This is a genomic window from Leisingera sp. S132 (assembly GCF_025144465.1).
In the GTDB taxonomy this organism is placed as follows: Bacteria; Pseudomonadota; Alphaproteobacteria; order Rhodobacterales; family Rhodobacteraceae; genus Leisingera.
The window spans coordinates 2,861,158-2,886,736 of the sequence record NZ_CP083553.1 but is presented as its reverse complement, the minus strand read 5'-3'; the positions used below and the strand labels follow the sequence as shown (position 1 = coordinate 2,886,736).

The window sequence follows — 25,579 nt, the reverse complement described above, 5'->3', positions numbered from 1 at the left end:
CGCCATGAAGTGCCTGCGCACCACCCTTCTGGCCTCAGCACTGATTCTGCCGCTGCCGCTGGCGGCGCAGGACAGCCAGACGCTGGCGGACATCCGCCAGGAGCTGACCGTCCTGCATGTGGAAATCCAGCGGCTGAAGCGGGAGATGTCGACAACCGGCGCCCCCTCGGCGGATGTGTCGGGGGACACGGTCCTGGACCGGGTCGCCGCGATCGAGAGCGAACTGCAGCGGCTGACCCTGCAGACCGAGCAGATGAATCACCGGATCGACCGCATCGTGACCGATGGCACCAACCGGATCGGCGACCTGGAGTTCCGCCTGGTTGAGCTGGAGGGCGGCGATCTCGGCGCGCTGAAGGAAACCACGACGCTGGGCGGCGGCGAGCTGCCTGCCTCCGGCGGCGCGGCGCTGCCCGCTGCCGGCGCTGAAACCTCTGGCGGCGGGACCGGCGGCGGTGAACTGGCCATCGGCGAGCAGGCGGATTTTGATGCCGCCGAGCAGCTGCTGGCGGACGGGGCCTATCAGGACGCTGCAGAAAAATTCGCAGCCTTCAATCAGTCATACCCGGGCAGCCCGCTGGCGCCCGCGGCCGAATTCAGCCGCGGCAAGGCGCTGGACGGGCTGGGGGATACCCGCGAAGCGGCGCGCGCCTATCTGGCGGCCTTCACCGGCAATTCCGCCGGGCCGGTGGCGCCCAAGGCCCTGTTTGAACTGGGCGCGGCCCTGGGCCGGCTGGGTCAGACCGATCAGGCCTGCGTGACGCTGTCGGAAGTCGGCGTGCGTTTTCCTGGTGCCGCGCAACAGGCTGAGGCCGCGGCAGAAATGGCCAAGCTGGGCTGTTCTTGACGGGGCTGCGGCGCGATATCCTGGGGCTGCTGCGCGGACAGTTTCAGCCCAGGCTGACCGGCAAACTCGGCATTGCCGTGTCCGGCGGCAGCGATTCGATGGCGCTGATGCATTTGATGAAGGAAGCCTTTGAGGGCGAGCCGGTCGATTTGCTGGCCGCAACCGTGGACCACGGATTGCGGCAGGAATCAGAAGCGGAGGCCAACTGGGTTGGCAAGGCCGCTGCCGCGCTTGGGATCACGCATGAGGTGATCCGCTGGGAAGACGGGCCTGGGCAGGGCAATCTGCAGAAACAGGCCCGTGAAGCGCGCTATGATCTGCTGTGCGCCTGGGCCAGGCGCAATGGCATCTCCACCCTTTGCGTGGCGCATACGGCGGACGATCAGGCAGAAACGCTGCTGATGCGGATGGCCCGGGCCTCTGGCGTGTCCGGGCTTTCGGGCATGCCGCCGCGCCGGGTGCACAAGGGCGTCACCCTGGTGCGGCCGCTGCTGGAGGTGACCCGCACCGAGTTGCGCCAGTACCTTCAGGAGCGCGGCATCGAATGGTGCGAGGACCCCAGCAACAGCGATCTGCGCTTTGAACGGGTGCGGGCACGCCGCGCCCTGGCTGATCTGGCGCCGCTGGGCCTGACGCCGACGGTGCTGTCCCGGGTTGCCGAAAATATGAACAAGGCCCGCGAGGCGCTGGACTGGTACGTGTTCCTGGCGGCGCGCGACATGGCCCACGTGCAGGCCGGCGCGGTGGTCCTGTGCCAGCGGAAATTCCGCACCTTGCCCAGCGAGACCGGCTACCGGCTGCTGGTCAAGGCCATCCAATGGTTGGCGGGATCCCCCTATCCGCCGCGCCGGGTGCCGATGGAAATCGCCGTTCTTGCCGCCCGGGGCGGCGGCGCGGCGACCGTGTCGGGCTGCCATCTCCTGACAACATCCAAACAGATCTGGATCTGCCGCGAGGCCAAGGCGGTTGCCGGCGTCACCTCGCTTCCCGGCCAGATCTGGGACGACCGCTGGAAGGTTTTCGGAGGCGACGCAAAGGGTTGCGAAGTGCGCCCTCTGGGGCGCGAGGGGCTGTTTGAATGCCCGTCCTGGCGGGCTACCGGCGTGCCGGGCACCGTGCTGGAGTCCTCGCCGGCAGTCTGGCGCGGCGCCGAACTGGCGGCTGCACCGGTGGCTGGACTGGGCAATGGATGGACGGCGGAACCGGTGGCAAACGAAGAAGAGTTCTTTGCATCCCTTTTATCGCATTGAACCTGCCCGAATGATCCTTATTTTAAGCACAACGCAGGCGGCCCGACGGGTGCGCCTATCTGATAGGGAGAACTTTCCTTGGGCAACGCTCGCAATATCGCCTTTTGGGTTGTTCTGTTTCTGCTGATTCTGGCGCTGTTCAATCTGTTCAGCGGTTCCGGCAGCACGATGCAGAGCCGTGAACGCACTTTCTCGGACTTCGTCAGTTCGGTGGAGACCGGCAAGGTCAGCACCGTCACCCTGGACGGGGAGCAGGTCCGCTACACCACGACCGACGGGCAGAACTACGTCACCATCAAGCCGGCTGATGCCGAAGTCACCGCGCTGCTGATCGAAAAGAACATTCCGGTGCGCGCCGAGAAACAGCAGCAGTCGGGCTTCCAGTCCTTCCTGATCACGCTTCTGCCGTTCCTGCTGCTGATCGGCGTCTGGATCTACTTTATGAACCGGATGCAGGGCGGCGGCAAAGGCGGCGCCATGGGATTCGGCAAATCCAAGGCCAAGATGCTGACCGAGAAGCACGGCCGCGTCACCTTTGACGACGTGGCGGGCATCGACGAGGCCAAGGAAGAACTGGAAGAGATCGTTGAATTCCTGCGCAACCCGCAGAAATTCTCGCGCCTCGGCGGCAAGATCCCCAAGGGTGCGCTGCTGGTCGGCCCTCCGGGCACCGGTAAAACCCTGCTGGCCCGCGCCATTGCAGGCGAGGCTGGCGTGCCGTTCTTCACCATCTCCGGCTCAGACTTCGTCGAGATGTTCGTCGGCGTCGGCGCCTCCCGTGTGCGCGACATGTTCGAGCAGGCCAAGAAAAACGCTCCCTGCATCGTCTTCATCGACGAGATCGACGCCGTGGGCCGCCACCGCGGCGCCGGCTATGGCGGCGGCAACGATGAGCGCGAGCAGACCCTGAACCAGCTCTTGGTGGAGATGGACGGTTTTGAGGCCAACGAGGGCGTCATCATCCTGGCCGCCACCAACCGCAAGGACGTGCTGGATCCGGCGCTGCTGCGCCCGGGGCGGTTTGACCGCAACGTGACCGTCGGCAACCCCGACATCAAAGGCCGCGAGAAGATCCTGGCGGTGCACGCCCGCAAGACCCCGCTGGGTCCGGACGTGGACCTGCGCATCATCGCCCGCGGCACCCCCGGGTTCTCCGGCGCCGATCTGGCCAACCTGGTCAATGAGGCCGCGCTGATGGCCGCCCGCGTCGGCCGCCGCTTTGTCACCATGGAGGATTTCGAATCCGCCAAGGACAAGGTGATGATGGGGGCAGAGCGCCGCTCGATGGTGCTGACCCAGGACCAGAAGGAAAAGACCGCCTACCACGAGGCCGGCCACGCGGTTGTCGGCATGGCGCTGCCGCTGTGCGATCCGGTATACAAGGCGACGATCATCCCGCGCGGCGGCGCGCTGGGGATGGTGGTGTCGCTGCCTGAGATGGACCGCCTGAACTACCACCGCGATGAGTGCCAGCAGAAACTGGCGATGACCATGGCGGGCAAGGCCGCAGAAGTCATCAAGTATGGCGAGGACCATGTCTCCAACGGTCCGGCCGGCGACATCCAGCAGGCCAGCCAGCTGGCGCGTGCCATGGTGCTGCGCTGGGGCATGTCGGACAAGGTCGGCAACATCGACTATGCCGAGGCCCACGAAGGCTACTCCGGCAACACTGCGGGTTTCTCGGTTTCTGCGAACACCAAGGAGCTGATCGAGGAAGAGGTGAAGCGCTTCATCCAGCAGGGCTATGAACAGGCGCTGGAGATCCTCAAGGACAAGACCGAGGAATGGGAGCGTCTGGCGCAGGGCCTTCTGGAATACGAGACTCTGACCGGCGACGAAATCAAGCGCGTGATGAATGGCGAGCCGCCGCAGGCCGGCGACGACGAGGACGACAGCGAGGATCAGGGCAACGCCTCTGTCACCGCAATCCCCAAGGCGAAGCCCAAGAAGACCCCGCCAGAGGGCGGCATGGAGCCCGAACCCTCCGCCTGATACCCTCTTGATACACCAAGGCTTGACCCCCGGATGCCGCTGGCCTCCGGGGGTTTTGCATTCACGGCGCTGAACCTTGGAATCACCAAAGAACATCGCCGCGCCTCTGGCGCCACCCCGCGCCGGCTGTATGCTCGCGGCAACGTCAAAGGACCATGCGAGGGAGAGCAGGCATGCCGGTGCTGCGGAAAACGGACTTCACGGGTGAAATCGTGTGGCTGGGCCATGTGCCTGCAGCCAGCGGCCTGCAGGCTGTGGCGTCGGAAACCTTGGACCTGGGATTTACCGGCATTGCCGGTGAGCGCCACGAGGGCGAAAACCGCGTGTCCTGCGTGCGGGTCAAGAACCTCTACCCGGAAGGCACCGAAATCCGCAACGTGCGCCAGCTGACCATCCTGTCCGAAGAGGAACTGGCGCTGATCGCGGCAGACATGGGGATGGGCAGCGTTAATCCGGCGCATCTGGGCGCCACCATCGTGCTGCGCGGCATCCCGGATTTCACCTTCGTGCCGCCGTCCTCTCGCCTGCAGGGGCCTGACGGGGTGACGCTGACGGTGGACATGGAAAACCGCCCTTGCGTCCTGCCGGGCCGCGAGATCGAGAAGGACCACTCGGGCTTTGGCGCCCGCTTCAAACCGGCGGCGCAGAACCGCCGGGGAATCACCGCCTGGGTCGAACGCCCCGGGTGCCTGCAGTTGGGCGGCGAACTGGCGCTCTTTGTCCCGGATCAGCGCGCCTGGGCGCCCTAGGCGGCCGTTTTCGGGGAAATCCGTTTCCTTTAAGGAACCCTTGCAGGGCCTGCGACAGACCCCACGCCGCATCGAGGCGTGATAATGTCGGAAATCACGCGCGTATTGTGCCGCATTTTGGCTAAGTCTACCGCCAAACCGGCATTCCCGTGCCGGCGATTGTATGCAAACTCAGCAGGAACCTTGCCATGAGCTACAAGAGTGACATCGAGATTGCGCGTGAGGCGCAGAAGAAGCCGATCCAGGAGATTGGCGCGAAGATCGGGATTTCCAGCGATGACCTGCTGCCCTACGGCCATGACAAGGCGAAGGTGAGCCAGGCGTTCATCAACTCTGTGCAGTCCAAGGAAGACGGCAAGCTGATCCTGGTGACCGCGATCAACCCGACGCCGGCGGGCGAAGGCAAGACCACCACCACCGTGGGCCTGGGCGACGGCCTGAACCGGATCGGCAAGAACGCGATGATCTGCATCCGCGAAGCGAGCCTCGGCCCGAACTTCGGCATGAAGGGCGGCGCGGCAGGCGGCGGTTATGCGCAAGTAGTGCCGATGGAGGAGATGAACCTCCATTTCACCGGCGACTTCCACGCCATCACCTCGGCCCACTCGCTGCTCAGCGCGATGATCGACAACCACATCTACTGGGGCAATGAGTGCGACATCGACACCCGCCGCGTCGCCTGGCGCCGGGTGGTCGACATGAACGACCGCGCCCTGCGCCAGATCACCGCGTCTCTGGGCGGCGTCTCCAACGGCTTCCCGCGCGAAGCCGGCTTTGACATCACCGTGGCGTCGGAAGTGATGGCGATCCTGTGCCTCGCGAACGACCTCAAGGACCTGGAAAAGCGCCTGGGCGACATCATCGTGGCCTACCGCCGCGACAAGACCCCGGTCTACTGCCGCGACATCAAGGCCGAAGGCGCGATGACCGTTCTCTTGAAGGACGCGATGCAGCCGAACCTGGTGCAGACCCTGGAAAACAACCCGGCGTTTGTCCACGGCGGCCCGTTCGCCAACATCGCCCACGGCTGCAACTCGGTCATTGCCACCAAGACCGCGCTGAAGGTTGCCGACTACGTCGTCACCGAGGCAGGCTTCGGTGCTGACCTCGGTGCCGAGAAGTTCATGAACATCAAGTGCCGCAAGGCAGGCATCGCGCCGTCGGCGGTGGTGCTGGTGGCCACCGTGCGTGCGATGAAGATGAACGGCGGCGTTGCCAAGGCGGACCTCGGCGCGGAAAACGTTGCTGCGGTGAACTCCGGCTGCGCCAACCTCGGCCGCCACATCGAGAACGTCAAATCCTTCGGCGTGCCGGTTGTGGTTGCGATCAACCACTTCGTCACCGACACCGATGCCGAAGTGGACGCGGTCAAGGCCTATTGCGCCACCCACGGCGTCGAGGCGGTGCTGTCGCGCCACTGGGAGCTGGGCTCCGAAGGCTCCGCGCCGCTGGCCGAGAAAGTTGTCGAGATCGTCGACGCCGGTTCCGCCAACTTCTCGCCGATCTACCCGGACGACATGCCGCTGTTCGAGAAGATCGAGACCATCGCCAAGCGCATCTACCGCGCCGACGAGGTGCTGGCGGACAACAAGATCCGCACCCAGCTGAAGGAATGGGAAGCCGCGGGCTACGGCAACCTGCCGGTCTGCATGGCCAAGACCCAGTACTCCTTCTCGACCGACCCGTCCTTGCGCGGTGCGCCGGTGGGCCATTCGGTGCCGGTGCGCGAAGTGCGCCTGTCGGCCGGTGCCGGCTTCATCGTGGCGGTCTGCGGCGAGATCATGACCATGCCGGGCCTGCCGCGCAAACCGGCGGCGGAAACCATCCGCCTGAATGCGGACGGCCAGATCGAAGGCTTGTTCTAAGACAGGATATGCGACATTCAGCGGCCCGGGGGCATCCCCGGGCCGCTGGAGTTTCAAGCGCAATCCGAAAAGTGGGAACCGGTTTTCGGAAACAATTGCGCGACCACAAAAAATGGTCAGAACCTCACATGGCCCAAAGCAATGAAAGCCGAGGTTCTGACGCATGAGCACAGAGACACCGCCGGAAGACTGTTCCTCGATGGAGGCGCTGCGCGCGGAAATTGACAGGCTCGATATTGAGCTGGTGCAACGCCTGGCCGCCCGGGCGGGGTATATCGACCGGGCGATCCAGCTGAAGCAGCTCAACGGCTGGCCGGCGCGGATCCCGGAGCGGGTTGAGGAAGTGGTCATGAATGCCCGCGCCGCCGCGCAAAGGGAGGGGCTGGACCCCGATCTGATCGAAAGCCTGTGGCGGCAGCTGGTGGACTGGTCGATTGCCCGCGAGGCGCGGGTGATCCGGGAGGAGTGATGCTGAGCAGGGCCACCTGCGGCTCGGGCATCGCGACCAACTGAAGTGAATAGGCGGGCCGAATGCCTGCGCAGGAAAGGAAGAGAGCAAATGGCAGCAACTCTGATTGACGGCAAGGCCTTTGCGGCCAAGGTGCGCGGCCAGGTGGCCGAACATGTCGCCCGGCTGAAGGAAGAAAACGGCATCACCCCCGGCCTGGCGGTGGTGCTGGTCGGCGAGGACCCGGCGTCGCAAGTCTATGTGCGCTCTAAGGGCAAGCAGACCGTCGAGGCCGGCATGAACTCCTATGAGCACAAGCTGGACGCGGACACCTCGGAAGCCGACCTGCTGGCGGTGGTTGAGCAGCTGAACAATGATCCGTCGGTGCATGGCATCCTGGTGCAGCTGCCGCTGCCGAAACACCTGGACGAGGATCTGATCATCAACTCGATCGCGCCGGAGAAGGACGTCGATGGCTTCCACATCTCCAACGTGGGCCTCTTGGGCACCGGCCAGAAATCGATGGTGCCCTGCACGCCCTTGGGCTGCCTGATGATGCTGCGCGAGCACCACGGCAGCCTGTCGGGCATGGACGCGGTTGTCATTGGCCGCTCCAACATCGTCGGCAAGCCGATGGCGCAGCTCTTGCTGGGCGACAGCTGCACCGTGACCATCGCGCATTCGCGCACCAAGGACCTTCCGGAGGTGGTGCGCCGCGCCGACATCGTGGTTGCCGCGGTGGGCCGCCCGGAAATGGTGCCGGGCGACTGGATCAAGGACGGCGCCACGGTGATCGACGTGGGCATCAACCGGATCGAGCGCGATGGCAAGAACGTGCTGGTGGGCGACGTCGACTTCGCCTCCGCCGCGGAACGCGCCGGCGCCATCACGCCTGTTCCCGGCGGCGTCGGCCCGATGACGATTGCGTGCCTGCTGGCCAACACCGTCACCGCCTGCTGCCGCGCAAACAACCTCCCGGAACCAGAAGGCCTCACCGCCTGACGCGCAGACCATTGAGCGTTGAATGAAAAAACACCCGCCGGAACCACTCCGGCGGGTGTTTTTTTAAAGTAGGCAGGGCGGGGACTAAGCGGAGACGGGGACCATGGTGCCTTGCAGGAGGGCGACCAGCTTTTCCTCTTGGCCCGTCACTGCGTGGACCTCTGCCGTGACGATCACCAGCCTGCGGCCGGGTTTGATTACCTTGCCGGTGGCGCGCAGGAGATCCCCGGCACCAGGGGCGAGCAGATTGATCTTCATCTCCGCCGTCATCACTTCGCTGTCCTCCGGCATCAGGGTCAGCGCCGCATAGCCTGCCGCCGTGTCGCCGATGGCAAAGCTGAGGGCGGCATGGGCCACACCGTGCTGCTGGCGGCTGCCGGGCAGGATCGGAGCGGTGATCACCACTTCGCCGGGGGCGACGCTGGCGATCTCTGCGCCCAGCGTCTGCATCATGCTTTGCCTGGCGAAACTGCTGCGGATGCGGTGGTCCATCAATTCTGTCCTTCTGCTGCTGAATGCCAGCATAGAGACGGCACAACCGCCATGGGCCTGTGACGCTGCGCCACTTAGCGGGGCATTGGCACCGGCAGCGCTTGCGCACCGGTCAGGATTGCCAGCGCATCTGCCGCCATCAGCGAGGTGAGCGCGGGATCACTGCTGCGCAGGCCGCCCGTATAGGTGCCGAAGGCCGGCAGGATCAGCCGCGACCGGTCCAGCAGGAAGCAGGGGCGGGAGGTGCTGCGCACACGTGCCTTGGGGTGGTAGTGGCCGGAGACTTCCGCCTTGGCAGCAGGATCGGCAATATGGCGGAAGGTGAGGGGGGCAAGATGCAGCTCTGCCATCTGCTCGCCACCCAGGTCCGCAGGTGCCGGGTCGTGGTTGCCGGTGATCCAGATCCAGCGGCGGCCCTGAAGCAGGGCGGCCAATTGCGATTGCTCCGCATCCGGCAACGCCCGCGAGGCGGCGTCATCGTCGAAACTGTCACCGAGGCAGACTACCGTGTCAGGCTGCAGGGCAGACACCAGTTCGGCAAGGCGGATTAGTGTGTCCCGGGTTTCATAGGGCGGCAGGGCGCTGCCGCCGCGCCGGATGTGGCGCTCGGATTTTCCCAGATGCAGGTCAGAGACGCAGAGCAGGCGGTGCTCCGCCCACCACAGCGCACCGGAGCTGAGGGCGGTCAGGCGGGTGCCTGCGAGAGAGAAGTCATATCCGGTCATGGCTTGGGTTTACCGGTCACAGTCGGGCTGGCAAGGGCTATTGCGGCAGCTGGTCCAGCCCGGATTGCCGCATCAGCGCCGCGGCCTCCTGCTGCAGCAGTTTCTCCTCCGCCGCGCCTTTGACCGGGACCTTTCCAGCCTCCAGCAGTAAGGGGGCCGCGAGGGGGGAAATCCGGCCCAGCCGCCTGAGCGTGATACGGCCGCGTGTCCGCTCCAGCATCTCCTCGATGCGGCCGAAATCCACCAGCCCGCGCAGGGCTTCCTCGCGGGTGACGTCCATCAGCAGGTGATCAGGGTCGTATTTCCTGAGCGTGTCATAGAGGATGTCGGAGGAAAACGCCGCCTGCCGCCCGTTCTTGCGTGCGCCCGGCGTGTTGCGCTCTATGAGGCCCGCGATGGTGGCTGCACCGCGGAAGGCGCGTTTCATCACCGCATTGCCGGCCAGCCAGCCCTCCAGCCCGTCACGCAAGGCGTCCGGGCCGAACAGCGGGGCTGGGTCTGCGATCTCTTGCAGCCCCCAGATCAGGGTGGCGTAGTCGGTGGCGACAAAACCCAAGGGATCAAGCCCCAGTTCCTCCATCCGTTTGGTCAGCAAGAGGCCCAGGGTCTGCTGGGCGTTGCGGCCGGCGAAGCCGTAGATGCAGATGTGCTTGCGGCTGTCATGCGGGAAGCTCTCGATCAGCAATTGGCCTGCGCGGGGCAGTTCGGAGACTTCGCGCTGCAGCTCCAGCCACTCGGCGGTGTGACGGGGCAGGGAGGGCCAGCTGTCCTGTTTAAACATCTTCAGGATGCGGGCGCTGAGCTGGGTGGAGGTGGCGAATTTGGTGCCGGAGAACACCGCGATCTTGGGCTTCCTGCCCGGATTACGGCTGACCTCGACGGTCATTTCGCGCAGCCCCTCGTAGCGCACGGTCTGGCCGCCGATCAGAAAGGTGTCGCCGGGGGTCAGAGTGGCAGCAAAGGCTTCCTCCACCTCGCCCAAGGGCTTGCCGCCGCGGCTGCGTTTCAGGCGGACCTTGATCAGGTCGGCGTCCTGGATGGTGCCGAGGTTCATGCGGATGCGCTGCGCCGCGCGCGGGTCGCGCAGCTGCCACTTGCCGTCCGGGCGCTGCAGCAGGCGCTGCCATTGGTCGTATGCTTTCAGCGCGTAACCGCCGGTGGCGCAGAAGGTGAGGCAGGCATCAAACGCGGCGCGGGTCAGGCTGGAATAGGCGCCGGCTTGGGTCATCTCTGCATAAAGCTCATTTGCGTCAAACGGGCCGGCGCAGGCGGCGATCAGGATGTGCTGGCACAGCACGTCGCGGGGGCCGGGCCCGCGCGGGTCGCCGTCCAGATCGTTTTCGCGCACGGCCTCCAGTGCGGCGCGGCATTCGACCACTTCAAAGCGGTTGGCAGGCACCAGCAGCGCCTTGGACGGCGCGTTGTAGCGGTGGTTGGCGCGGCCGATGCGCTGCACCAGGCGTTTCACGTTCTTGGGCGCACCGATCTGGATCACCAGATCCACGTCGCCCCAGTCAATGCCGAGGTCCAGCGAGCCGGTGCAGATGATCGCGCGCAGCTCGCCTCGGACCATCGCCGCCTCCACCCGCTCCCGCTGAACCCGGTCGAGCGAACCGTGGTGGATGCCGATCGGCAGCGCGTCCTCATTGGCAAGCCAGAGGTTGTGAAAGAAGATCTCGGCCTGAGCGCGGGTGTTGTGGAAGATCAGCGTGGTCTTGTGGGCCTTGATCTGCTCCATCACCGCCGGGATTGCATAGGCCGCGCCGCCGCCGGCCCAGGGCGGGGCTTCTTTGGTTTCCAGCATCCTTATGTCCGGTGCAGGGCCGGGATCGGCCAGCACGATATCGCAGGGGTCGGGATGGCGGGCGAGGTAGCGGGCAATGGCCTGCGGGTCGTCCACCGTGGCCGACAGGCCCACCCGGCGCAGATCCGGACACAACGTCTGCAGCCGCGCCAGCGCCAGCATCAGCTGGTCGCCGCGCTTGCTTTCGGCCAGCGCGTGGATCTCATCCACCACCACCCGCCTGAGGCCCTTGAAGGTCCGTGCGGCGTCCTCGTAGGAGGTGAGCAACGCCAGGCTTTCGGGGGTGGTCAGCAGGATATGCGGCGGGTCGGCGCGCTGGCGCTTCTTGCGGCTGGCCGGCGTGTCGCCAGTCCGGTCGTCGATGCGGATTGGCAGGCCGATTTCCTCAACCGGCGCGCGCAGGTTGCGCTTGATATCCGCGGCCAGCGCCTTGAGCGGCGAGATATAGAGCGTGTGCAGCCCGTCGTGGGACCCATCGGCCAGTTCCGCCAGTGTCGGCAGGAAGCCCGCCATGGTCTTGCCGCCGCCGGTCGGGGCGATCAGCAGGGTGCAGGGCGCCCCGGCCCGCTCCAGCATGGCGCGCTGGTGCGGGTGGATGGTCCAGCCGCGGGCACTGAACCAGGTTTCAATGGACTTTGGGAGTTCGCTCATCCGTCCTTATTAGAGGAAGGCCCAAAACTTTTCGAAAAGTTTTGGCAAGAGTTTTTGAAAACTCTTGCCGCCACCGGAGCCAGTCCCGGTGTCACTTTACGATGTGCTCGTCCTTGACGAACATGTTCGCCCAGGCCCGGTCGATCAGCTCCGGCGACATCTGGTAGGGGATGCCCTCGAACTCGCAGATGGAAATCATCTGGTCGATCAGGAACACCGGCTGGTAGTTGGCGTAGATGTTGTTGATCGTCGGGTACTTCTTCTTCAGCAGATGCACCAGCGCCGCCTCGTCCAGCGGCATGCCCTTCTTGCGGGCCACCATGGCAAAGATCTTGAGGAAGTTCTCCTGGTTCGGCCCGTCGATCTTGATCTTGAAGAAGATCCGGCGCAGCGCCGCCTGGTCAAAGATCTCATTCGGGTGGAAGTTGGTGGAGAAGATCACCAGCGTGTCAAAGGGCACTTCGAATTTTTCGCCCGATTGCAGCGCCAGGATGTCCTTGCTTTCTTCCAGCGGAACAATCCAGCGGTTGACCAGCGACTGCGGCGGCTCTGCCTGGCGGCCGAGGTCGTCGACGATGAAGATGCCGCCGGTGGATTTCAGCTGCAGCGGCGCCTGATAGGTGCGTGCAGTCGGGTTGTAGACCAGGTCCAGCATGTCCAGCGACAGTTCGCCGCCGGTGATCACGGTGGGGCGTTCGCACATCACGTAACGCTCGTCAAAACGGCGGCGGCGGCGCAGCGCGTTGGGATCTTCCTGCTCCTGCTCGACCGCGGTGTGCACGATCGGATCATAGACGGTGATCACCTGGCCCGCGTATTCGATGGCGCGCGGCACATAGACATGATCCCCCAGCGCATCGCGGATGCCGTTGGAGATCGAGGACTTACCGTTCCCCGGCGGGCCGTACATCAGGATCGAACGGCCGGCGCTCACCGCCGGGCCGAGGTGATCCAGCAGGCTGTCCGGCAGCACCAGATGGCCCATCGCATTGGTCAGCTGGTCCCGGGTCACCTGGATGTTGCGGATCGACTGGCGCTTCACCTGTTCGCGATAGACCGCCAGCGGAACCGGCATGGCACCGAAGTATTCGGACTGGCTCAGCGCATCCAGCGCCCGCGCCTTGCCCGCATCGGTCAGCTGGTAGCCCATTTCGTTGCCGCTGTTGGCATTCAGCGTGCCGGTGGCCTCCAGCAGGCGCTGCTCGCGGGCCATGTCCACCAGCTCCTGGGTGACAGAGGACGGCAGGCAGATCGCCTCGGCGATCTCGGTCACATTTTCCACGTTTTTGCGGAAGATGGTCTTGAGCAGGATATCCCGCATCATCACCACCGGCAGCTGCATCTGTTCCAGCCCCTTGGGGGCGGGCGGGGCCACAACGGCGAGGTTTTGCATGTTCATGGCGGTGCCTGTTCCTGATATCCGTATCCGGCCCCGGCAGACGGGGCGCTTCTGGAAACAGACTATTCAGGACTGTGGCAACAGCGGGGCAGAGCTGCAGCATTTCCGCGAAAGCGCCGTGAAATCCGTCACGGGCCGAACCATCAGGGGCACCGCCGGCGCGCGGCGGTGCCTGACGGCATCAGCTGCCGAACTTGGCAGCCAGGCCCAGGTAGATGGCCAGCGTGGCCCCCAGGCACAGGCCCATCGGGAAGCTCTTGCCGGTGTCCCAGCTTTGCCATTGCGGCGCCAGCTGCCGCAGGCGGGTGTATTTGGCAATCCGGTGCGCGGTAAAGCCGGCCAGCAGGGTGGCGGCAAAAACCACCATCAGGAACCGCAAGTCACCCAGCGCGATGAACGGCGCCGCGGCGCCCGCAAACTTGGCGTCGCCGGCGCCAACGGCCCCGGCGGCATAGAACAGGAACCCCAGGGCGATGCCGATGGGCAGATGCAGCAGCTGCCAGCCGTAGTCTGCCCAGCTGGGCATAACCAGAGCGCCGATCACCACATAGACCGCCGCCAGCAGGTCAACGGCCCAATTGGGAATACGCATGCCGCGCAGGTCAGTCAGCGCCACCGTGTAGCACAGCGGCAGCACGAACGGCAGGAACCACAGGGCGGCATGGGCCGGGAACTGCATGGCTCAGCCGTTTTCCAGCGCCGCCAAAGAGCGCGCGGCCTCTTCAAAGTGCTGCGGGTGGGTGGCAATCGCTTCGCGCAGCAGGTTTTCGCCCACCTTGACGTCGCCCTGCTTGATCGCGGACAGCGCCAGCGTGTGCAGCAGCAGGGCGCGTTCGGTCTGTTTCAGCGGGATCACCGGCAGGCTGTAATTGCGCTGTGCGCCGCGGGCCAGAACAAGGTTGTTCTTGGCGGTGAACAGGCTCTGGTCCTGACGGATCGCGTCGCCGAACAGCCGCTCGGCGCCTGTGAAATCGCCGCGGGTCAGCTTGGAGTAACCCCAGTTATTCATGATCTTGGCGGGCGTGGTGGTCAGCCCAACCGCGATTTCATAAAAGCTGTCGGCGCGCTTCCAGTCCTTGTTGGCGTCGGCGACAACAGCCTCGAGCCGGTAACGCTCATAGGTTTCATAGGTCGGCGGCACCTTGTCCAGTTCCGCCTTGGCCTCATCCCAAGCACCGCTGCGCACCAGCGCGCCGGCAAGGTGGACGCGGTCCTCGCTGGTGGTATCCTTCATTGACACAACCTGCTTCCAGGCAACGGCGGCTTCGGTGTTGCGCTTGGCGCGGATCAGCGAATGCGCCAGGCCGCGGTGCAGTTCGATCCGGTCCGGGCTGTTCCTGATGGTGCGCTGGAAATGGGCCACCGCTTCATTCGGGTCGGCCACGTTCAGCATCACATCGTTGAGATTGCTTTCGTCGATGACGTTCACTTCCTGCAAGGCACGTTCGACGGATTCATCGGCTTTGTCCGCGCAGGCCGACAGGACCAGCGCCCCTGCCAGAGAAGCGGATAGGATAATCTGCTGGCGCATTGGTGCGTCCCTTTTACTGCTCTGCCTCTGTTATGGTGTCTGGCGAATCAGGTAGCTGCCGCCGCCCTGCCGCACCAATTTGTAGTCTTCTTTTTGCGGAGCAGTATGCGCAGGATTTTCAAGTTTTGCGAGAGCCAGGCGCAAATTATCGCGGATTGCGTCACTTTCGCCATTGTCGAGCGCGTAGGCGCGATGGAACACCTGCACGGCTTCGGCGGTCTTGCCGCGTTCCATCAGCGTAACACCCAGATTGTTCATCGGTTCCGGCCAGTCCGGATCGGCGGCCACGGCCTGGCGCAGCAGGTCCTCGGCCTGTCCCAGCCGCCGCAGGCCCAGCTGGGCGCTGCCCATGCCGGACAGGACTTCCGGTGTCAGACCATGATCCAGCGCTGCCCGGGTAAAGGCCTCAAGCGCCAGATTGTACTCTCCCGCAGCCATCAGCCGGTTGCCGACCACCAGCCCGTCGGCCTCTTCGCCGCGCAGGTCCGCGCCCGGCGCCCAGGGGCTGCCCTTGTCTTGTCTCAAACCGCCCGGCGCACATGAAGCCGCCAGCGCAACAGCGCTGGCGGCGGTGAGGGCCAGGAGCAGCCGGGCAGCGGGTGCCCGTTCTGTCAAATTCATTATTGGGGTCCCAGATTGCCCAGATTTGCGATGTTCTGCGCCGAAGGGCCGACCAGGATGATCAGCAGCGGCGGAACTGTCAGCCCCATTGTGGCAAGTGTCATCTTCACAGGCAACTTGTTTGCGGCCTCTTCTGCCCGCATCACCCGTTTGTCGCGCATCTCGCCCGCGTAAACCCGCAGCGCGTCGGCGATCGAGGTGCCAAAGCTGGAGGATTGGATCATCACCGTCACAAAGGAGGAGACATCCATCACCCCGCAGCGGGTGGCGAAATCGCGCAGCACCTTGTCCTTGTCCTTGCCCGCCTTCATTTCATGGGCAACCACCTGGAATTCCTCCGACAGTTCCGGGTAGGAACTGTGCAGCTCCGCGGCCACCCTTACGATGGCCTGATCCAGCGACTGGCCTGCCTCGACGCAGACCAGCATCATGTCCAGCGCATCCGGGAACGCGTCAGTGATCGCCTCCTTGCGGGCCGCGATGCGCCGGGTGATCCAGTAACGCGGCAGGAAATAGCACGCAGCCGCCGGGGCGAGGATGCGGATGGCCATCTGCTGGCCGTCAAATTCCACATCCGCCTTCAGAACGTAGACAAAGAACAGTCCGCCCATCAGCCCGACCAGCCCCAGCGCAAACTGGGCAAAGTGGAACAGCCGCACGGAGTCTTTGGAGATATAGCCCGCCTGCCGCAGTTTCAGCGCCATCGCGGACAGCTCTTCCTCGTTCTGAGGTTCCAGGAAATTGGCGAATTTCTGCAGCTGTTCATTGCGGCCGGTCTGCCGCAGCCGCTCTTTCTGCGGCGACTGCCGGGTTTCCGGCCTGATGTTCTTCTGCAGCTTCTTCAGCGGGTCTTCCCGCTGGTTCATCAGCAGCGGAATGGCCAGCAGGATCATGAACAAGCCCGCAATGCCAAGCGCCAGAAGCGGGCCGAACGGGCCGAACTGCGAGGTGAGGAAGTCTTCGATACTGGTCAGAAAATCCACGGTCCGCTCCTTAGACTTTGATGTTGGTCAGCACGCGCATGACAATCAAATTGACGGTCAGCATGATGCCAACTGCGAAACAGGCAGGGATAAACCAGGCATGGTCCATCACGTCGTCATAGTAGTTGGGGTCCTTGACCAGGATCCCGATCAGGCACAGCAGCGGGAAACCGGACAGGAACTTGCCGGACCACTGCGCCTCGGCGGTGATCGCCTTGACGCGGCGGAACAGGCGGAAGCGGGCGCGGATCACCTTTGCCAGGCCGGCCAGGACTTCGGCCAGGTTGCCGCCCGATTGCTGCTGGATGGTCACCGCAACCGCCAGGAACCGCATGTCCTGCATGTCCAGCCGCTCTGCCATCTCCTTGAGCGCCTCGCCGACATCACGGCCATAGGCGCATTCATCGGAGATGACGCCGAATTCTGTGGCCAGCGGGTCCTCGACTTCGTTGGCAACGATCTGAATGGCGGAGGTGAACGGGTGGCCGACGCGCAAGGAGCGCACCATCAATTCCACCGCATCCGGCAGCTGTTCCTCGATCAGCGCCATGCGCTTGGCCGCCTTCTTGTTGACCCAGAAGAACACCGCGCCGACACCGATGATCACGGCACCCAGAATGCGGACCGGCAGCGGCGCCGCAGTGCCGATGCTGAGCCCGACAAAGGCCAGCCCGGCCAGCCCGGCCATGATCACGATCAGCTGTTTGGGGGAAAAGGCGATGGCCGCCTTCTGCGCCCGTTCGGACAGCAGCGAATACAGCGGGATCGACTGCGATTTGGCGTGCTGGCCCATCTCCTTGCGCAGCTGCTCCAGCACCTGCTCGCGGTTGTTGCCCTTCTCCATCATTTCCAGCCGGCGGTTGACCTTGCTGTTCAGGCTGATGGATTTGCCAAAGACAAACAGATACAGGCCTTCAACCAGCGCCAGGATCCCAAAGAAGATCGCGCCGTAGATAAGCGGTTCGGCACTCAGTTCCATCAGCGCGGCTCCATCGTGGTGGGTTCATAGATCGACGGCGGCAGGTCGTAGCCCCACAGGCGGAACCGCTCCGAGAAGTGGCTGCGCACGCCGGTCGCGGTGAAGTGGCCGATGATCTTGTTGTCCGGGGTCAGGCCGACGCGCTGGAACCGGAAGAGTTCCTGCATCGAGATCACGTCGCCTTCCATGCCGGTGATTTCGGTGATCGAGGTCATCCGGCGCGAACCGTCCTGCAGGCGCGAGGCCTGCACGATCAGGTTCACAGCCGAGGCGATCTGGCTGCGCACCGCCTTGATCGGCATCTCGATCCCGGCCATGGCGATCATATTTTCCAGACGCGAAATGCCGTCGCGGGCAGAGTTGGCGTGGATCGTGGTCATCGAGCCGTCGTGGCCGGTGTTCATGGCCTGCAGCATGTCGATCACTTCCTCGCCGCGGGTCTCGCCGACGATGATGCGGTCGGGGCGCATCCGCAGCGCGTTTTTCAGACAATCGCGGGGCGAAACCTCGCCTTTGCCTTCCACGTTGGGCGGGCGGCTTTCCATCCGGCCCACATGGGTCTGCTGCAGCTGAAGTTCCGCGGTGTCCTCAATGGTCAGAATGCGCTCCGCGTTGTCGATGAAGGAGGACAGCGCATTGAGCGTGGTGGTTTTACCGGACCCGGTACCGCCAGAAACGATGACATTCAGGCGGGTCGAGACAGCGGCCTGCAGATAGGCTGCCATTTCCTCGGTGAAGGCGCCGAATTGCACCAGGTCATCGATGCCCAGCTTGTCCTTTTTGAACTTCCGGATCGACACCAGCGACCCGTCCACCGCAATCGGCGGCACCATCGCGTTGAAACGCGAGCCATCGGCCAGGCGGGCGTCCACATAGGGGTTGCTCTCATCGACGCGGCGGCCCACTGCGGACACGATCTTGTCGATGATCCGCATCAGGTGCTTCTCATCCTTGAACCCGATGTCGCTGAGTTCCAGCTTACCGCTGCGCTCGACAAAGATCTGGTGCGGGCCGTTCACCAGGATATCGCTGACCGTCTCGTCCTGCAGCAGGGTTTCCAGCGGACCAAGCCCGGTCACCTCGTCATAGAGTTCCTTGTTCAGCGTCTGCCGGTCCTCGCGGTTCAGCACGATGCTCTTTTCGGCCAGGATCTCCGTCGAGATGTTGGAGATCTCCGACCGCAGCTCGGCCTCGCCCGCGCGCTCCAGCGCCGCCAGGTTCAGGTTCTCCAGAAGCTCCCGGTGCAGCTGGATCTTGATCTCGTTCAGCCGCTCCTTGCGCTTGCGTTCCTTGTCCATCGGGGCCGCTTCGGCCTCCTTGCGCTGGACCGGGCGCCGCAGGCTGACTGCCGGCTTGCCGTTTGCACCCGCGGCCGGCGCCGGAGCCGGAGCCGGAGCAGCAGGTTTCGCGGCCTGTTTCTTGTACTTGGAAAACATCAACTCACCCCCAATTCAAGCCGTTCAGGCGGCTTCTGCTTCACTGCGGCCCAGCTCGTGCAGCGAGGCTGCAAGCTTGGCGATTTCCTTGCGCAACGGGTTCTTCGCGGCAGAGACGGCCAGCGGCAGGCCGTGGTCGCAGCTCTGCAGGATCTGCTTGCCGCCGTCAGGCAGCTGCAGGTCGATCGAAATCCCCAGGGATTCGGCCATCCGCTTGACCCGGCTCTTGCCGGTCAGATCGGTGAACTTGGGCGCCCGGTTCAGCGCAAAACGCAGCTTCTCGAACGGCAGGTCTTCGGCCTGCAGCGCCCGCTTCAGCCGCAGCGCGTTCTGGGCCGAGCGCATATCCAGCTCGATCAGCGCAAAATAGACATGCGCCAGGTTCAGCACCGTTTCGGTCCACTGCACCAGCGTGTGCGGCATATCGATGACGACGAAATCGAAATGGCTGCGGGCCAGCGCGATGACCCGGGTGATGTCCTCGGGCGACAGCAGATCCAGCGGCACCATTTCGGCCGGCGCGGTCAGGACCTGCAGCCTCTCCTGGAACGGGATCAGGGCCTGGCCGAACAGATCCTCGTCCATGTTCTCCGGTTCGCCCAGCATCTCCATCACCGCGTCGCGGCGCGGCAGGTCCAGATAGGTTGCGGCCGAGCCCGCCTGCAAATCGAGGTCCAGCAGGCAGACGGTCGGCTCTTCATGCTCGCTGAGCGCCGCAAGCTCCCAGGCCAGGTTGACCGCCATGGTGGTGGAGCCGGTGCCGCCGGCCAGGCCGTGGCAGACGATCACCGCGCCTTCGCGCTGGCTGCCGGACTGCAGCTGTTTCTGGTTCGGCGCCGCCGCCGCCGGGGCCGGCGCCTGCAGCCGCTCGATGGCCGCCTGCAGCTCCTGTTCCGGCAGAGGGTAGGGGACAAATTCGTCCGCACCCTGGCGCAGCAGCGTGTGCAGCGCGGCCGGGGTCACGTCCTCGGCGATCAGAATCACCTTGATGCCGCGCGCCTTGGCCTGGGTGATGATCTCTCCCATCAGCGGCAGGTCGCCCTCGTCGGCACTGTCGATGGCCAGGGCGATGAATTGCAGCGGTTCCGCTTCCGCCTGGCCAAAGAATGCCAGCGCCTCGGTAAAGCCCAGATCGCCCCAGGCCTCACCCAGAGCGGATTCCATGTCTTCAATCAGGAGGTCGAAATTCTGCACGTCGCGGCTGACTGTGCAGGCAACAATCGCAGGTGTTTCTGTTTGCGGCATACCGCTGCTCATCGCCATCATCCTTGTTCACTTGGGCAGACCGGGCTTTGCGCACAGTCCACCTCTTGGAAACAATGTCGGCGGCAATCTAGGCGATATTGGGGCCAAAAATCCCCAAATATGGGGAATTGTTACTACTTCGTAACCGGCGGACCGCCAGGGGCAGGGCCTGTCGATCCTGCATTTCCGGCGTATGACCCGCTGCAAATCAGCGGCTTTGACGCCTTGGATTTGACGGATTTTGCCCTGAACTGCGTTAGGCCCGCTTGAATTTGAGCCGCTCTTTCAGCGGCTCATGCCTGATCAGGAACAATGTCAGGAAAACCGGCGGTGCAAAAAGAAGAAGGGCCCTGATCCCAGGGCCCGCCTTATTAACCTTCGTCGGTCGATGTGACCGCCAGAGTGGTCGGCGGCACAGCACTTTCGATATACTCGCGGTAAATGACCCTGGCGTATTTGCCGTCCAGCAGGGTCGGGTGCCGCTTCAGGAAGCCGCTGACCTCGGTCACGGTGCGGCGGTTGCGGCGCTCGCGGTCCGGCGTCGGAATCAGCGGCTGCGTCTCGCCAAAGGAGACCACCGCCTCAAGCCGGTTGCGGCTGATGCCGCGCGACACCAGGTAGTTGACCGCCGCGCGCGCCCGGCGCAGGCCAAGCGACTTGTTGTAGGCGTTGCTGCCCACCGCATCGGTGTGGCCGAACACCCGGAACCGCACTTCGGGGAACTGCTTGATCCAATGCGCCTGCCGGTCCAGCACCGCGCGGGCGTCCTGATCCAGGCGTGCGCTGTCGAAGTCAAAATTGATGGTGTTAGGCACTTCCTTGGCGAACCGGCCGGCCAGCTGAATGGCATAGCTGCGGTCGCCCTTCATGACCGCGGCGTTGGTTGCGGCCGCGTCACCGAAATGCTTTTGCTGCTGTGCGCTGAAACCCGTGGCGTCAGTGCAGGCTGCGGCACTCAGCATCAGGCCGGCCCAGGCGATTTTTCTGATCATCCGCTCAATTCCCTCTGCTTAGTCCAGCACGTAGCCGTAGGAGCCGTTGAAGTCCTGACGCGCAACCTCTGCAGCGGCGCCTTTTGCATTGCGCTCCGTCTTGCCGAACAGGAACAGCTCCCCTTCGCTGGGCGCCTTCACCCGGTCGGTCGGCAGCACCAAAGCCTCGCCGCGGGTCGGGGTGACCAGATGCGCGCTGACAATGATAACCAGCTCCGATTGCGAATGCTGGAAATCGGAGCTGCGGAACAGGGCGCCGAGGATCGGCACGTCACCCAGCCAGGGCACCTGTGCGTTGTTGTCGAGGAAGTTGTCTTCGATCAGGCCGGCAATGGCAAAGCTTTCACCATCCCGCAGCTCAACCGTGGTCGAGGCTTCACGGCGGGTGAAGGCGCTGACAGTCAGGTTGTTCAGGGTGAAGCCGTTGCTCGGGTCCAGTGCGGACACTGCCGCCACCAGTTCAAGGTTGATCAGATCGCCGTCGACAACGCGGGGGATGAAGCTTAGCTCGATGCCGAAGGGCTTGTATTCAATGCTGATTTCCCCTTCGTTCCCGGTGGTGGGGACGGGGTATTCGCCGCCTGCCAGGAAGTTCGCTTCCTGCCCGGACAGGGCCGAAAGGTTCGGCTCGGCCAGGGTGCGGACCAGCCCCTTGCGCTCCAGTGCTTCCAGCAGCAGGCGCACGCGGGCATTGCCAACACCGAAATCAAACAGGAATGCGCCCTGGATATCGGTCTGGGGTACGATCGTTTCTGAATTAAGGCCGTTGTCTGAAAGCAGCATGGTGCCGGTCTCAATTGCCTTGTTGCTCGAACCGGTCGCCAGCGACGCGCTCAGCGATTTGGTCACCGACCGCTGCATCTCGGCGAATCGGACTTCCAGCATGACCTGCTGAATGCCGCCAACCGACATCAGGTTGCTGACACGCTCAGGCGCATAGCGCTCCGCCAGGTCCAGCGCCCGCTGCAGGCGGGCAGAGCTGGACACCACGCCCGACAGCACGATGCCGTCGTTTGCAGTGCGCACTTCGATTGTCTCGTTCGGCAGGATCTGGCGCAGGCGCTCCTTGAACTCGGTCACATCCGCAGCCACCCGCACTTCCACGTTTGTGATCAGCTGGCCGGCCCCGTCAAGCAGCGTCAATGTGGTCAGACCCGGGGATTTGCCCAGCACATAAATAGTGCGGTCGGACAGGGACGAGATGTCCGCGATGCCCGGATTCGCGATGCTGAGTTCCGCAAAGGGGGTTTCGCTTTCAACCACCACGGCGCGGTTCATGGGCACATCCAGCGTCGCCGCCGTGCCTTTTTTCACCACCCGCAAGGATTGTGCCGATGCCCCATCCGCACCTGGTATGCCAATAAACGATAGACCCAAAAGGGCCGCCGCAACGAACCTACGAATTGTCATGTGACCTGCCTTTCCGATCACGCCTCATTATTCGGGTCTTTATGCCCGCTCTTTCCGGCACTGTGGGACAGTTCCCGAATTATTGCAAGAATCAATGGCTTCGAAGCCTTTCTTAAGCAGCGCGGCATGTGGGGCCTAAGCAACAGGCAATTCAGCCGCGCTCCGGGAGGAGGCGCGGCTGAAGCTTGTAATTTCCTGTAATGGAACGGAAATCTCAGTTGGTGCAGGGGATCGGAATGGCCACAACTTCTGCGCCGCGGCGGGTGCGGATGGTGCAGACTTGTTCCCGTTCAACCTCCTGCGGTGCTTCGATTGCGCCAAGGCCCAGAAGCTTGCGCTGGTCCACTTCGATGACCGAGGCAATGCTGTCATCGCCTGCACCCACCAGCGCCAGCGTCAGCTTGCCGGTGCTCTGCGCCTGGGCCAGGGCGGCAACTTGTTCGGGCCGCGCTGCAACTGTGACGGTACGGGCAATGACGGCCCCATCGATATCGTTGCTGGCCTTCTGGTCCACCGCGATCAGTTCCACATTGGTCTCGATCAGCCGGGTAAAGTCACCCTGTGTGGCGCCGGCCTGACGCACCTGGCCGGACCAGTAGATATCAACCTTGTCGCCGGGGCGCAGGAAGCCGGACACGCCAGAGGACACATCCACACGGATTGCAAAGGCACGCATGCCGCGTTCCAGCCGCGAGGTGATGCCCGCGTCTTCCCCGGGCAGGGTGACCTTGCTGGCCATGATCGCCTCGTTCTTCTCCATGGTGCGCAGAATCACGCGGGGCGTGTCGTCCGATCCCGGCGGGAACAGCGCTTCAAGGCTGGTGAAGACGCCTTCCGGCAGGCTTTCCTTGGGCCAGCGGACCTGACGCACGCTTTCCTTGGTCAGGCGGTGGCCGTATTTCAGAGTGTCCGTCGCTACAAAGATGTCGACAGTGGGAATGTTTTCCACCCGGGCCGCGCGTTCCTGGGCCAGAGCGTTCTGGTAGGAACTTACATATTTTTTTGCCATCATGACTGCACCGCCGGCAAGAGCGAGACCGACAATCAGGACCATACCGAATACGAGCCGCATGGGGGATTTCCTTCTGTGCTGCTGCCAAGTGTATTTTTGGCAAGGAACTGAATTACTGATACGTACAGCCGGTGACATCCGGCTGTTTTATCGAGACCTGTGCAAACCGGGAGTGGTGTACAGTTACTGCTGCAGTTGCGCGTCATAGACTGTCTTGGCGTTGGCGGCCGTTGCCTCCAGATACGCTCCTGTTCCAACGCGGAGCGATCTGACACCGTCGGTTACCGACAGCACTGCCATCGCGCCCAGGCCAACCACTGATGCTGTCAGAACAACCCAATCAACTGTGACCGCACCGTGCTCGTCAGACAGGAACCTTGAAAGCATGGTCTTCATGGGTGTTCCTCCCCTGGGTGTATTGATTTCTACGGCATATGGGCCGCGCCTTTTTCCAAGGCGCGGCCCTTGGCCAACTGGCATATCCGAGCAGGTAACTTTTCAGTTAGCCTGGAATTACTGGCTCAGGTCCAGACCGGTCTGATCGATGGTGCCGCCAGTTGCGGTCAGGAAGGTGCCGGTGTTGGTTGCAACGGTGTCGATGCCATCGCTGATCGAGGTGTATGCAACGCCAGCCAGAGCGGCAACAGCTGCGGTCAGAACGACCCAGTCAACAGTCACGGCGCCGTCTTCGTCTTTGCGGAAGTTTTTGATGAACTTGATCATAGTTTGGTCCCTCCAAAGGATCTCAGAATTTGGTTCATCCCGCCGTCGCTCTGGAACCTGCTCTCTCACCAGCTTTGGTTCCTGTCCGGCTTGGATGAGTACATATAGCCAGTGCAGCGTGGCAGGATTTGGGCTGAAAGCCGCAAAACGCTGCCCAATTTTAACTTTTCAACAATATCTCCCGTAACTTGCTGTTTTTGCGGGGTTAAAAAATCATTACCAGCGGGACTCCCGTGGTATTTTCGCGCCAGTTGGGGGCAAATATGGCGATTACGCCAGATTCCGGGGCGGAAAAGCTGGTATTCGCCCGCCGCTTTTCCGAGTCTCGGGCGATAAAAACCAACGGCAGGCAGAGCAATGTCCGTGCGAAACGCAATTTTGTCGGCAGCCCTGTGCGCCTTGCCCCTGACGGCGGCGGGGCAGGAGGCGCCCAAGCCCTTTCCCGCGTTCGAAGCAAAGCGGGTCAAACCGCCCGCACCGGGGTCCGGCAAGCGCATCACCGTGCAGATCGAGCCCGCGCCCGAGCCGGAGGCGGACACAGCAGCCCCGGCCGCGCCCGCCGCCGGGCAACCCGCCGCGCCGTCTGCCGGGCGCTACACCTGGTTCTGGGACAAGGTTGCGCCGGGGCTAGAGGGGGCCGGGCCGGGCAGGCTGGACGATGCCATGCAGGCCCTCAAAGGCGCCAAGGGGCTGGCAGCCCCGCGGCTGCAGCTGATGCAGGACATCGTACAGGAGCGCGGCGTGCAGATTCTGACCGAAAGCGCCGGCACCCAGGTCTCTCCGGCCTTGGTTCTTGCAGTGATTGCCGTCGAATCCGCCGGTAAACCTGATGCGGTCAGCTCTGCCGGGGCGCAGGGGCTGATGCAGCTGATGCCGGACACCGCCGCGCGGTTCGGGGTCAGCGATGCGCTGGAGGCCAAGCAGAACATTTCCGGCGGCGTCCGCTATCTGGATTGGCTGATGAAGGAGTTCGGGGGCGATCCGATGCTGGTGCTGGCGGGCTACAACGCAGGCGAGGGCGCGGTGCGGAGCCACAAGGGCGTGCCGCCCTATGCCGAGACGCGCGATTACGTGCCCAAGGTGCTGGCCGCCTATCAGGTGGCGCGCGGATTGTGCACCACACCGCAGATGTTCCTGTCTGACGGCTGCGTCTTCCGGATGCAGAACTAACGCTGCAACCGGCGGCTCAACCGGATCGTGGCTGGGACGGCGAGCCCGGGCAGGTGTTCGCCCGGCGGGGCTGTGCTGCTTGTCCCAGGCAAAGGGTGTTGCGTACCCACCGTACGCCCCCTTCACGCAATCCTCATGCCCCTCTGCCATACTCCCGGATGATCGCGATCCCCCGCCATGGCTCCGCGCATGGGCCATGATACGAGGCGCAGGCATCTTTGGGCTGCCTGCGCGACACCCCGGAGACCGGCCC

At 63.8% G+C, this 25,579-nt stretch carries 25 protein-coding genes; 8 read left to right on the top strand and 17 right to left on the bottom strand.

Features of this window, described 5'->3' with window-relative positions; translation table 11 throughout:
- Window positions 1–4: 4 nt before the first annotated feature.
- The 7 genes from ybgF (at window position 5) to folD (ending at window position 8,153) form a co-directional block, all read left to right on the top strand.
- Entirely contained in the window at window positions 5–847 is an 843-nt protein-coding gene (gene ybgF, locus K3725_RS14345; RefSeq protein WP_260015981.1) for a tol-pal system protein YbgF, read from the top strand.
- On the top strand, window positions 844–2,097 hold the full coding sequence (gene tilS / locus K3725_RS14340) for a tRNA lysidine(34) synthetase TilS (protein ID WP_260015980.1): 1,254 nt from the start codon (window positions 844–846) through the stop codon (window positions 2,095–2,097). The genes ybgF and tilS overlap by 4 nt, the downstream gene beginning before the upstream one ends.
- A gap of 78 nt (window positions 2,098–2,175) precedes the next feature.
- Window positions 2,176–4,089 carry an ATP-dependent zinc metalloprotease FtsH gene (ftsH, locus tag K3725_RS14335; RefSeq protein WP_260015979.1) on the top strand — a complete coding sequence of 638 codons (1,914 nt, stop codon included), beginning with the start codon at window positions 2,176–2,178 and terminating at the stop codon, window positions 4,087–4,089.
- A gap of 173 nt (window positions 4,090–4,262) precedes the next feature.
- Window positions 4,263–4,838: an MOSC domain-containing protein gene (locus tag K3725_RS14330; RefSeq protein ID WP_260015978.1), complete on the top strand. Its 576-nt coding sequence runs from the start codon at window positions 4,263–4,265 to the stop codon at window positions 4,836–4,838.
- A 188-nt stretch (window positions 4,839–5,026) separates the two neighbouring features.
- Window positions 5,027–6,703: a formate--tetrahydrofolate ligase gene (locus tag K3725_RS14325; RefSeq protein ID WP_260015977.1), complete on the top strand. Its 1,677-nt coding sequence runs from the start codon at window positions 5,027–5,029 to the stop codon at window positions 6,701–6,703.
- A gap of 163 nt (window positions 6,704–6,866) precedes the next feature.
- A complete protein-coding gene (locus K3725_RS14320) occupies window positions 6,867–7,172 on the top strand; it encodes a chorismate mutase (protein ID WP_260015976.1) in 306 nt (101 codons plus the stop codon).
- Between the two features lie 90 nt (window positions 7,173–7,262).
- Window positions 7,263–8,153, top strand: a complete 891-nt coding sequence (gene folD / locus K3725_RS14315; RefSeq protein ID WP_260015975.1) for a bifunctional methylenetetrahydrofolate dehydrogenase/methenyltetrahydrofolate cyclohydrolase FolD — start codon at window positions 7,263–7,265, stop codon at window positions 8,151–8,153.
- An 84-nt stretch (window positions 8,154–8,237) separates the two neighbouring features.
- Here the strand turns inward: folD and K3725_RS14310 are convergent, their stop codons facing one another.
- From K3725_RS14310 to K3725_RS14230, 17 genes are all read right to left on the bottom strand, one after another.
- Window positions 8,238–8,645, bottom strand: coding sequence for a PaaI family thioesterase (locus tag K3725_RS14310; protein ID WP_260015974.1), 408 nt, complete (start codon window positions 8,643–8,645; stop codon window positions 8,238–8,240).
- A 74-nt stretch (window positions 8,646–8,719) separates the two neighbouring features.
- Window positions 8,720–9,370 carry a ligase-associated DNA damage response endonuclease PdeM gene (gene pdeM, locus K3725_RS14305; protein ID WP_260015973.1) on the bottom strand — a complete coding sequence of 217 codons (651 nt, stop codon included), beginning with the start codon at window positions 9,368–9,370 and terminating at the stop codon, window positions 8,720–8,722.
- A gap of 37 nt (window positions 9,371–9,407) precedes the next feature.
- Entirely contained in the window at window positions 9,408–11,825 is a 2,418-nt protein-coding gene (locus tag K3725_RS14300; protein ID WP_260015972.1) for a ligase-associated DNA damage response DEXH box helicase, read from the bottom strand.
- A gap of 91 nt (window positions 11,826–11,916) precedes the next feature.
- Window positions 11,917–13,224 carry an ATPase gene (locus tag K3725_RS14295; RefSeq protein ID WP_260015971.1) on the bottom strand — a complete coding sequence of 436 codons (1,308 nt, stop codon included), beginning with the start codon at window positions 13,222–13,224 and terminating at the stop codon, window positions 11,917–11,919.
- Window positions 13,225–13,405: 181 nt separating this feature from the next.
- Window positions 13,406–13,903, bottom strand: coding sequence for a prepilin peptidase (locus K3725_RS14290; RefSeq protein ID WP_260015970.1), 498 nt, complete (start codon window positions 13,901–13,903; stop codon window positions 13,406–13,408).
- Between the two features lie 3 nt (window positions 13,904–13,906).
- Window positions 13,907–14,755: a lipopolysaccharide assembly protein LapB gene (locus K3725_RS14285; protein WP_260015969.1), complete on the bottom strand. Its 849-nt coding sequence runs from the start codon at window positions 14,753–14,755 to the stop codon at window positions 13,907–13,909.
- A gap of 30 nt (window positions 14,756–14,785) precedes the next feature.
- Entirely contained in the window at window positions 14,786–15,376 is a 591-nt protein-coding gene (locus K3725_RS14280; RefSeq protein WP_260015968.1) for a tetratricopeptide repeat protein, read from the bottom strand.
- The gene (locus tag K3725_RS14275; protein WP_260015967.1) at window positions 15,376–16,359 is read right to left on the bottom strand and encodes a type II secretion system F family protein; all 984 of its coding nucleotides are present in this window, start codon (window positions 16,357–16,359) and stop codon (window positions 15,376–15,378) included. The genes K3725_RS14280 and K3725_RS14275 overlap by 1 nt, the downstream gene beginning before the upstream one ends.
- Window positions 16,360–16,369: 10 nt before the next feature.
- Entirely contained in the window at window positions 16,370–17,338 is a 969-nt protein-coding gene (locus K3725_RS14270; RefSeq protein WP_260015966.1) for a type II secretion system F family protein, read from the bottom strand.
- Window positions 17,338–18,774, bottom strand: coding sequence for a CpaF family protein (locus tag K3725_RS14265; protein ID WP_260015965.1), 1,437 nt, complete (start codon window positions 18,772–18,774; stop codon window positions 17,338–17,340). Before K3725_RS14265 ends, K3725_RS14270 begins: the two co-directional genes overlap by 1 nt.
- Before the next feature lie 24 nt (window positions 18,775–18,798).
- Window positions 18,799–20,031, bottom strand: a complete 1,233-nt coding sequence (locus K3725_RS14260; protein WP_260015964.1) for an AAA family ATPase — start codon at window positions 20,029–20,031, stop codon at window positions 18,799–18,801.
- 359 nt (window positions 20,032–20,390) lie between these two features.
- Complete coding sequence (locus K3725_RS14255) at window positions 20,391–21,011, bottom strand: OmpA family protein (RefSeq protein ID WP_260015963.1); 621 nt, start codon at window positions 21,009–21,011, stop codon at window positions 20,391–20,393.
- 18 nt (window positions 21,012–21,029) lie between these two features.
- On the bottom strand, window positions 21,030–22,421 hold the full coding sequence (locus K3725_RS14250) for a type II and III secretion system protein family protein (RefSeq protein ID WP_260015962.1): 1,392 nt from the start codon (window positions 22,419–22,421) through the stop codon (window positions 21,030–21,032).
- Between the two features lie 214 nt (window positions 22,422–22,635).
- On the bottom strand, window positions 22,636–23,493 hold the full coding sequence (cpaB, locus tag K3725_RS14245) for a Flp pilus assembly protein CpaB (protein ID WP_260015961.1): 858 nt from the start codon (window positions 23,491–23,493) through the stop codon (window positions 22,636–22,638).
- A gap of 123 nt (window positions 23,494–23,616) precedes the next feature.
- Window positions 23,617–23,829 (bottom strand): hypothetical protein, encoded by a 213-nt coding sequence (locus K3725_RS14240; RefSeq protein ID WP_260015960.1) that lies wholly within the window; start codon window positions 23,827–23,829, stop codon window positions 23,617–23,619.
- Between the two features lie 117 nt (window positions 23,830–23,946).
- The gene (locus K3725_RS14235; protein ID WP_260015959.1) at window positions 23,947–24,156 is read right to left on the bottom strand and encodes a hypothetical protein; all 210 of its coding nucleotides are present in this window, start codon (window positions 24,154–24,156) and stop codon (window positions 23,947–23,949) included.
- 65 nt (window positions 24,157–24,221) lie between these two features.
- On the bottom strand, window positions 24,222–24,623 hold the full coding sequence (locus K3725_RS14230) for a hypothetical protein (RefSeq protein ID WP_260018652.1): 402 nt from the start codon (window positions 24,621–24,623) through the stop codon (window positions 24,222–24,224).
- Between K3725_RS14230 and K3725_RS14225 the strand changes: the two genes are divergently transcribed.
- The gene (locus K3725_RS14225; RefSeq protein ID WP_260015958.1) at window positions 24,514–25,326 is read left to right on the top strand and encodes a lytic transglycosylase domain-containing protein; all 813 of its coding nucleotides are present in this window, start codon (window positions 24,514–24,516) and stop codon (window positions 25,324–25,326) included. The genes K3725_RS14230 and K3725_RS14225 overlap by 110 nt on opposite strands.
- Window positions 25,327–25,579 lie beyond the last annotated feature (253 nt).